The sequence below is a fragment of the Paraglaciecola polaris LMG 21857 genome (genome assembly GCF_000315055.1).
GTDB classification, from domain to species: Bacteria; Pseudomonadota; Gammaproteobacteria; order Enterobacterales; family Alteromonadaceae; genus Paraglaciecola; species Paraglaciecola polaris.
In genome coordinates, this window is sequence record NZ_BAER01000107.1 from 87851 (window position 1) to 94274 (window position 6424).

Sequence of the window (6424 nt, forward strand, 5' to 3'; positions counted from 1 at the left end):
TTCCTTGCGGGTTATATGTTATCAAACCATTTTTGCACAGACGTGACGAGCTCATCAGGATGGAACTTTGCAATAAAATCGTCAGCCCCAACCTTTTGTATCATTGCCTGATTAAATACCCCACTTAGCGAAGTATGTAAAACCACATGCAGGTTTTTTAAGGCCGGATCATTTTTAATCTCAGCGGTGAGGGTATAACCATCCATTTCTGGCATTTCAATATCTGATACTAAAATTCCGACTTTATCAGTAATATCGCCTGTTTCTTCTGCCAACGCTTTCAGACGATTCAATGCCTCTAGACCATTCTTAGCCATTTCAATTTCTAAGCCCAAAGTCGAAAGGGCTTTTTTGACCTGATTGCGCGCAACGGCAGAGTCATCCGCGATAAAAATTATTTTTTCCCGCTTATTTTCAACCGACATATTAGAAACACTTTCGCTCACATCAGTGCTGATAGGGGATATTTCGTTTAGAATTTTCTCTACATCTAGTATCTCAATGAGCTCGTTTTCAAACTCTGTGACCGCAGTTAAATAACTAGCCCGTCCACTGCCTTTAGGTGGCGGCATGATGGCTTCCCAGTTGGTATTAATGATCCGCTCGACTGCGCCCACTAAAAAACCTTGCACCGAACTATTATATTCAGCAATGACCACAAATGCGGTGTCCAAGTTTACAATTGCTTTGCCACCCGTTGCCAGGCTCATATCGATCACTGAAATCGTTTGACCACGTATGTGCGCGACCCCACGCACAAATGAATTTAATCTGGGAATTGACGTTAACTTGGGGCATTGCAGAACTTCCCGTACTTTGAACACATTGATGCCGAATTTTTGCCGACCATTTAATCTAAATAACAGTAATTCCAAGCGATTCTGACCAACCAGTTGAGTACGCTGATTGACCGAATTCATAATTTCAGACATGTAAAACTCCGTGATAGGTGAAAATCGGCTTAATATTTGCTTTGATCGTGTATATCGTGGCAAATACCTCGCGCATTATGCCAAACCGTCTATTTTTTGACGCTATGCACAATCTGTATTTGCCTAAGCATAGACAAATTGGGCACAACTGAAAATGAATAATATGACTATTTACAAGGTGCTTCCCCTCTTCACCCTACTTACGATGACCAGTTCGGCTGTATTTGCGAGTCCCAATACACATCAGAACCGGGCAGCACAGCTAATTGACGGGGCGCAAGAATATGTCGCGTCTCAAATTACAACATCGGCACAAAGCCACCTTAACATTAGTACTGCCGAAATAGATCAGCGGGTAAATCTTCCCGTTTGCCCAGCAGGCGTGAGCTATAGTGCTAGCCCCGACTCACTGCTACAAAGTAATATTGCCGTAAAAGCCTCTTGTGACCAGTCTAATTGGTACATGTATTTAATGGTCAACGTCAAACAAATGCAGCCTGTGGTTGTCATTTCTAACGCAGTTAGTCCAGGCACAATATTAAATAGCGGTAATATAAAACTGGTTGATATGAATAGAGCCTTGCTGAGACGAACCACCTTCTCAAGCGTAGAAGAAGTGTTAGGTGCTCGCATTAAGCGACGTGTTCGGCCTGGCCAACCTATTACGCCGAATAATTTATGTTTTGTGTGCAAGGGTGATACAATTATCATCAACGCTTCAAATGCTGTGATGCAAGTAAAAGCCACTGGTGTTGCGATGCAAGATGGTAATATTGGCGATACGATAAGTGTCACGAACAGCCGTTCGAAAAAGCAAATTAATGCGCGGGTAGCCAGTATCAATGAAGTGATTGTCGGTATTTAGGCTAACAGGCAATATGTTCGCGTAAAAAGCAAAGAACAACGGAAATTACACTAAAGATATTCCTTTGGTTGCCGATACAGTATTTGAGGTAAGTTTAACAAGGTCAGGTAGTCATTATGTCTATTAATAACATTAACAATAATGGTCAAAAGCAGGTTATTGATAACCAAAAGGTTAATCAACAACAAACGCAAAACCATCAAGCGAATGAAGCAGCGAAAAGCGCTCCATCTCAACCTGTTCGCCAAGACTCAGTGTCGTTGACGCAATCTGCGCAACAATTGGCTCAGGTTCAGAAAAAAAGTACTGAAGTGCCCGTTAATCAGGAAAAAGTTGAGCGCTTGAAAAAAGCGATTCAAAGTGGCGAGTATAGCGTTAACCCTGAAAACTTAGCCAAAAATATTGCGCTACAAGAGTCAGAAATATTTGGTAGAAACTAGTATCGGCAGCATAATGATTGCCTACTTAACCACAGGCAAAGCGAATGTCAGAATTAATAAAAGCGATAACGACACAATTTGACCATCTCGAAGACCTCATACAAGCGCTCGACTCAGAGCTGCATTTAATCAGCAGCCGAGATGCCGAAGCGCTAATCAATCTGTTAAAAAATAAAGAAAATCTACTCACCACGGTTCAACAACAGGACGACGTTATCAGTGCCGCTTTCGAGGCCAGTAGCGAGACGGATCGTACCAGCGAAGAAGTAGTTGCCCTATTTGACCGAGCAAAACAGTTAGTTTCTGAATGCCAATATCGCACTAAAATCAATCAAACAGCGGTAGAGCAAGGTCAACTCAGACTTGAACATCTACGGACCTTGTTACTCGAATCCCGTGCTAAAGAATCCATGACCTATGATAAAAGTGGTAAAGCTCAAGGTGGCAGAAGTGGTCGTGGGATTAGCGCATAGGCCACTTCAGTTTATGGTTCCCCTTGGATTCAAATTGGATAACTAGACTGGACGTTGATGATATATAAGGCCCGAGGCTGATTGCGGTCAATAGGTCGCTTTAGCTAATAACACCTCAAAAATAATCGCTCTAAGCTCACACTGCAGATACTCACTAAGTAATTAAAACGGCAAAGACTTGCCGCAAAGTGCCTCATTGGGTTTGTTTATTACAAAAAGGCGACATCGTATTAAGTACTCTTCGGCACCTTGCCTTAAACGCTAATAGTAGTGTACGTCTTTTACCCGCTTAGGGCGGGCTGTCGATAAATAGATATCGTATACGCGCTTAAAATCCAATTCTAACTCAGTGGCATATAAATCGTCCCCTACAGGATAGCTTTTTATCACTCGGGCGCCACGGATCACCCCTTGCACAGAACTGGATAGACGCTCATCGGACAGTATAAAATTGGATAAGGTTTGGCTACCGTCAACTTTTTGGCCATATACCTGCTCGGTAAGCTCTCTGTAAGCATCAAGCTTTGACGCTTTAATTGCCATCAACATTTTAGTCGAATCGGTAGCGCCGCGCTGCGCTTTGATTGGTGCATAACCAATCGCCGATAACACAGGATAATCTTGTGGCTCCACCACTTCCCATTCGACTTGTTTATAGAAAATGGACGAACACCCGCTAAGCATCATACTTAGGCCCATTACTGCAACACATAATCGATTCATATTCATTCCTGTGCTAATAGCGTTTACGCGCTCAACGGTAAACACTGGGCGTCAGTTTGTTATCGGATACGTTTAACGAAAGCAAGAATTGCACCTATATTTTACTATAGGCGAGATCATTAAATTTAAATCGGTAATTATGTCATGCTGGGTATGGAAAATGCTTACTCATAATTCATGTTAAAAAAGCGACGCTCTTTTCGAGCATCCTGATGTTTGACCTGACAAGATGAAGGTCGTCGTTGAAGTAACGACAACTCACTAACCAAGCGAGCTTTAAAAATTATGCTAAAACTGGGTCATATTCTACTAACCTTCATTGCACTTGTATTGCCATACGTCTCAATACCAGTGCATGCCGCATGGTTCGAAGCCTCTGGCCAAGCAATTATCATTGATGGCAATAAGGCACTGGCAAAAAAACAAGCGACTCAAGAGGCGATTAAGCAGGCTTTGATGTTTGCCGGCGCATCGATTACAAGCGTTCAGGCTGTATCTAACGGATTACTGCAAAATGATCGCTTTGAGATCCGCAGTGGTGGTGAAGTGAATGACTTAGCATTAGTCAGCGAAACCTATCATGAAGATTACGTCACCATTGTTATTAGAGCAGATATATTTGCCCAGAAAAGCCAATGCGATGCGGGACAATATAAAAAACGTATGGTGAGCGCTTGGTTTCCCATCCGGGAGCGAGAACAAGCCATCGCAGGTGGTTTAGGTGAATTTGGTCAAACGGTAAGTGAGCATTTCGAGCAACAATTTAATCAAATCAGTCGGTTTGCGCGCATTACCCAACGTCAACCCTACTACATATCCACACGTAACCCAGGTGTCGAAAACGACATTATTACGCTCGCCCGCAAGACCGACAACCAGTACGTATTAATCGGTGAAATTACTGAACTTTCAGTAGAGCGAACATCACGTAACGCTTTTCTGTTTTGGCAAGATGCCCCCCTAACCCGCAACTTTCGCTTAGAACTCTCCCTTTATGATGGCAATAATGCCGCCTTACTTAAAGAAGAGCGTTTGGCAATAAATAGCCCGTGGGAGTTCAAGTTGCACCAACAAGTGAGTCCCACTAGCCAGCAATTGTGGCAATCGCAGTTTGGTCAGGCGGTAACCGCTATTTTATCTGAACAAGCGGCATTAATCGATGAAGCACTTAATTGCTTACCTACCTACGGGCGCGTATTGCAAGTTAATGCTGAACAACTGACCGTTAATATAGGCCAAAGAGATGGCGTGCAGGTAGGGGACGAATTAACCTTATTTAAACATGCACAGTTTTTTGACTCTGTGGGTAATCTGCACCAGCAGCTAAAACTTCATCCAAACAAGGTTAAGGTCACACATGTATATGACGATACTGCAGTGGTTGGCCCGACCTCATCAGCACCATTGGCTAACATTCAAGCAAACGATTTCGTTGCGCGCCAGTAACCCTTTCATTATGAATGCTGCTGAGCAATAATACGCGACGAAAATGATAGCGGTCCCCGTAGTTTAATGGATAAAACGAGCCCCTCCTAAGGGCTAGATCTTGGTTCGATTCCAGGTGGGGATACCAAACTGCTTTATGGACATTAACCCTCGTTAATCTCAAGCCATCTAAGACCAATAAAAACAGGCTCTTCAGGGAACTATAAGCAGTTTCAAGTGGTAACTTATATTAACCTAAATATAGCCTGTTCAATGCCTGTTGATACCCAGGTGCTACCCTGATTCAGGTTAAGCTTTATGCCGTTGCGGTTATAGAAGTGGCGGTGTGGCGATTAGTAACCAACTGCTTTTTATTTGTTTTTATAAGTAACAGCGGAATGAGACGTTAGCTTTTTACGGCGTCCGGATAACGGATTTCATTGCCAGCGATTTAAAAGATATGAGTGTTCGTATTAAGCGTTTACGTGTGGTTAGCGCAGGAAGTCGTCCCCCTGCGCATGATACAACTTAGGCATCTTGTTCTCGTGCATGCCGCACAAGATTAGTTAACCAAGATCCACCTGCACACCAATTTTCGTCTGAATCTTCAGCCGATACAACGGCGACGACGTAGGGGCCATCGTTCCAAAAAGCAAACATTGGCCCACCAGAGTTACCTGGGGTCAAGTCCGCATGGGTACTCATGGAACGAGCTGGACCTAGGTCATACCAAGGCTCATCGAGCTTTTTGTCCCGTTGGAATGTGGGACGTAAGGCACTGCCAATACTGCCCGGATAGCCAATATTGAACCAGTAAGGTTCGTCATCCCATGAGCTACTATAGGTTCGAGTGCCCATCCACCCAAAGAGATCGCCAATGCGATCTGCGGTCACTAACACGGCATAGTCTTCATCAACTTCAAACCAACTGACACTGCCCGTGACTTTTGTGTAGAACCATACTCTTGATATAGAGGTCGTCGCCCTTACTGAACCTGCCGACCGGTGCACTTCAACGGTACCTGCGCCATTCGAACTCCAGTCGACCACATGGCTTGCCGTCAAAACATGTCTCGGACCGACAATAACACCGGATCCTGAACCGGATGACGTTATCACCTTGCAAATCGTTCCCCATGGATAACTAATATCATTGTAAATCCTGCGATCCTCCGAATTGAAAACAGTTAACGGTTTTAAGTCTTTTCCATTCAGAGAAACACGTGTGGGTTTAGGGAGTTTGCCTTTACAGGGCGCCGGACTCACTCCAAACCATTTGGGGATCATTGGCACGGTTGGTTTTGTTTCTGCTTGCTGCTTTTTTTGACCTTCAAGCCCTTTGAACTTGTAGGGCTTCACTTCTGGTATTAGCATGGCTTGCAGATCTTTAGGTATACCTCCCTTAGCACTCCGGTCAAAAAATTCAGTTATTTGGGCGTAAGAGAGAGGAGAATCAACATCTTTTTTATTTCCATTAGTCATTTGAATATCCTTTTAAAATGAAACAATGTCTTTACGTAATCGCATGTCATAACATTAGGATTACTATTCAATAATAGTAATCCC

The 6424-nt window shown here is 43.6% G+C and carries 7 protein-coding genes and 1 tRNA gene; 5 read left to right on the top strand and 3 right to left on the bottom strand.

Annotated features, from left to right (window positions below; genetic code table 11):
- Positions 1-11 precede the first annotated feature (11 nt).
- The gene (locus tag GPLA_RS16950) at positions 12-932 is read right to left on the bottom strand and encodes a chemotaxis protein CheV (RefSeq protein WP_007106183.1); all 921 of its coding nucleotides are present in this window, start codon (positions 930-932) and stop codon (positions 12-14) included.
- A gap of 154 nt (positions 933-1086) precedes the next feature.
- On the opposite strand from GPLA_RS16950, the gene flgA reads away from it, so the two are divergent.
- The 3 genes from flgA (at position 1087) to flgN (ending at position 2710) form a co-directional block, all read left to right on the top strand.
- On the top strand, positions 1087-1797 hold the full coding sequence (gene flgA, locus GPLA_RS16955) for a flagellar basal body P-ring formation chaperone FlgA (RefSeq protein WP_040515176.1): 711 nt from the start codon (positions 1087-1089) through the stop codon (positions 1795-1797).
- A 116-nt stretch (positions 1798-1913) separates the two neighbouring features.
- The gene (gene flgM, locus GPLA_RS16960) at positions 1914-2237 is read left to right on the top strand and encodes a flagellar biosynthesis anti-sigma factor FlgM (protein ID WP_007106186.1); all 324 of its coding nucleotides are present in this window, start codon (positions 1914-1916) and stop codon (positions 2235-2237) included.
- Between the two features lie 44 nt (positions 2238-2281).
- Positions 2282-2710: a flagellar export chaperone FlgN gene (gene flgN / locus GPLA_RS16965; protein ID WP_007106187.1), complete on the top strand. Its 429-nt coding sequence runs from the start codon at positions 2282-2284 to the stop codon at positions 2708-2710.
- 261 nt (positions 2711-2971) lie between these two features.
- Here the strand turns inward: flgN and GPLA_RS16970 are convergent, their stop codons facing one another.
- Positions 2972-3439: an LPP20 family lipoprotein gene (locus tag GPLA_RS16970; RefSeq protein ID WP_407636154.1), complete on the bottom strand. Its 468-nt coding sequence runs from the start codon at positions 3437-3439 to the stop codon at positions 2972-2974.
- Positions 3440-3718: 279 nt separating this feature from the next.
- Between GPLA_RS16970 and GPLA_RS16975 the strand changes: the two genes are divergently transcribed.
- Positions 3719-4879: a flagella assembly protein FlgT gene (locus GPLA_RS16975; RefSeq protein ID WP_007106189.1), complete on the top strand. Its 1161-nt coding sequence runs from the start codon at positions 3719-3721 to the stop codon at positions 4877-4879.
- A 52-nt stretch (positions 4880-4931) separates the two neighbouring features.
- Positions 4932-5006: transfer RNA gene (locus GPLA_RS16980), tRNA-Arg, on the top strand.
- Positions 5007-5386: 380 nt separating this feature from the next.
- On the opposite strand, the gene GPLA_RS16985 is transcribed toward GPLA_RS16980, so the two are convergent.
- Positions 5387-6340, bottom strand: coding sequence for a trypsin-like serine peptidase (locus tag GPLA_RS16985; RefSeq protein WP_007106190.1), 954 nt, complete (start codon positions 6338-6340; stop codon positions 5387-5389).
- Between the last annotated feature and the right edge of the window lie 84 nt (positions 6341-6424).

Excerpts from the sequence above, each read along its gene's own strand:
- GPLA_RS16970 (WP_407636154.1), bottom strand. The coding sequence starts at position 3,439 with ATGAATATGAATCGATTATGTGTTGCAGTAATGGGCCTAAGTATGATG.
- GPLA_RS16950 (WP_007106183.1), bottom strand. The coding sequence starts at position 932 with ATGTCTGAAATTATGAATTCGGTCAATCAGCGTACTCAACTGGTTGGT.
- GPLA_RS16985 (WP_007106190.1), bottom strand. The coding sequence starts at position 6,340 with ATGACTAATGGAAATAAAAAAGATGTTGATTCTCCTCTCTCTTACGCC.
- flgN (WP_007106187.1), top strand. The coding sequence starts at position 2,282 with ATGTCAGAATTAATAAAAGCGATAACGACACAATTTGACCATCTCGAA.
- GPLA_RS16975 (WP_007106189.1), top strand. The coding sequence starts at position 3,719 with ATGCTAAAACTGGGTCATATTCTACTAACCTTCATTGCACTTGTATTG.
- flgM (WP_007106186.1), top strand. The coding sequence starts at position 1,914 with ATGTCTATTAATAACATTAACAATAATGGTCAAAAGCAGGTTATTGAT.
- flgA (WP_040515176.1), top strand. The coding sequence starts at position 1,087 with ATGAATAATATGACTATTTACAAGGTGCTTCCCCTCTTCACCCTACTT.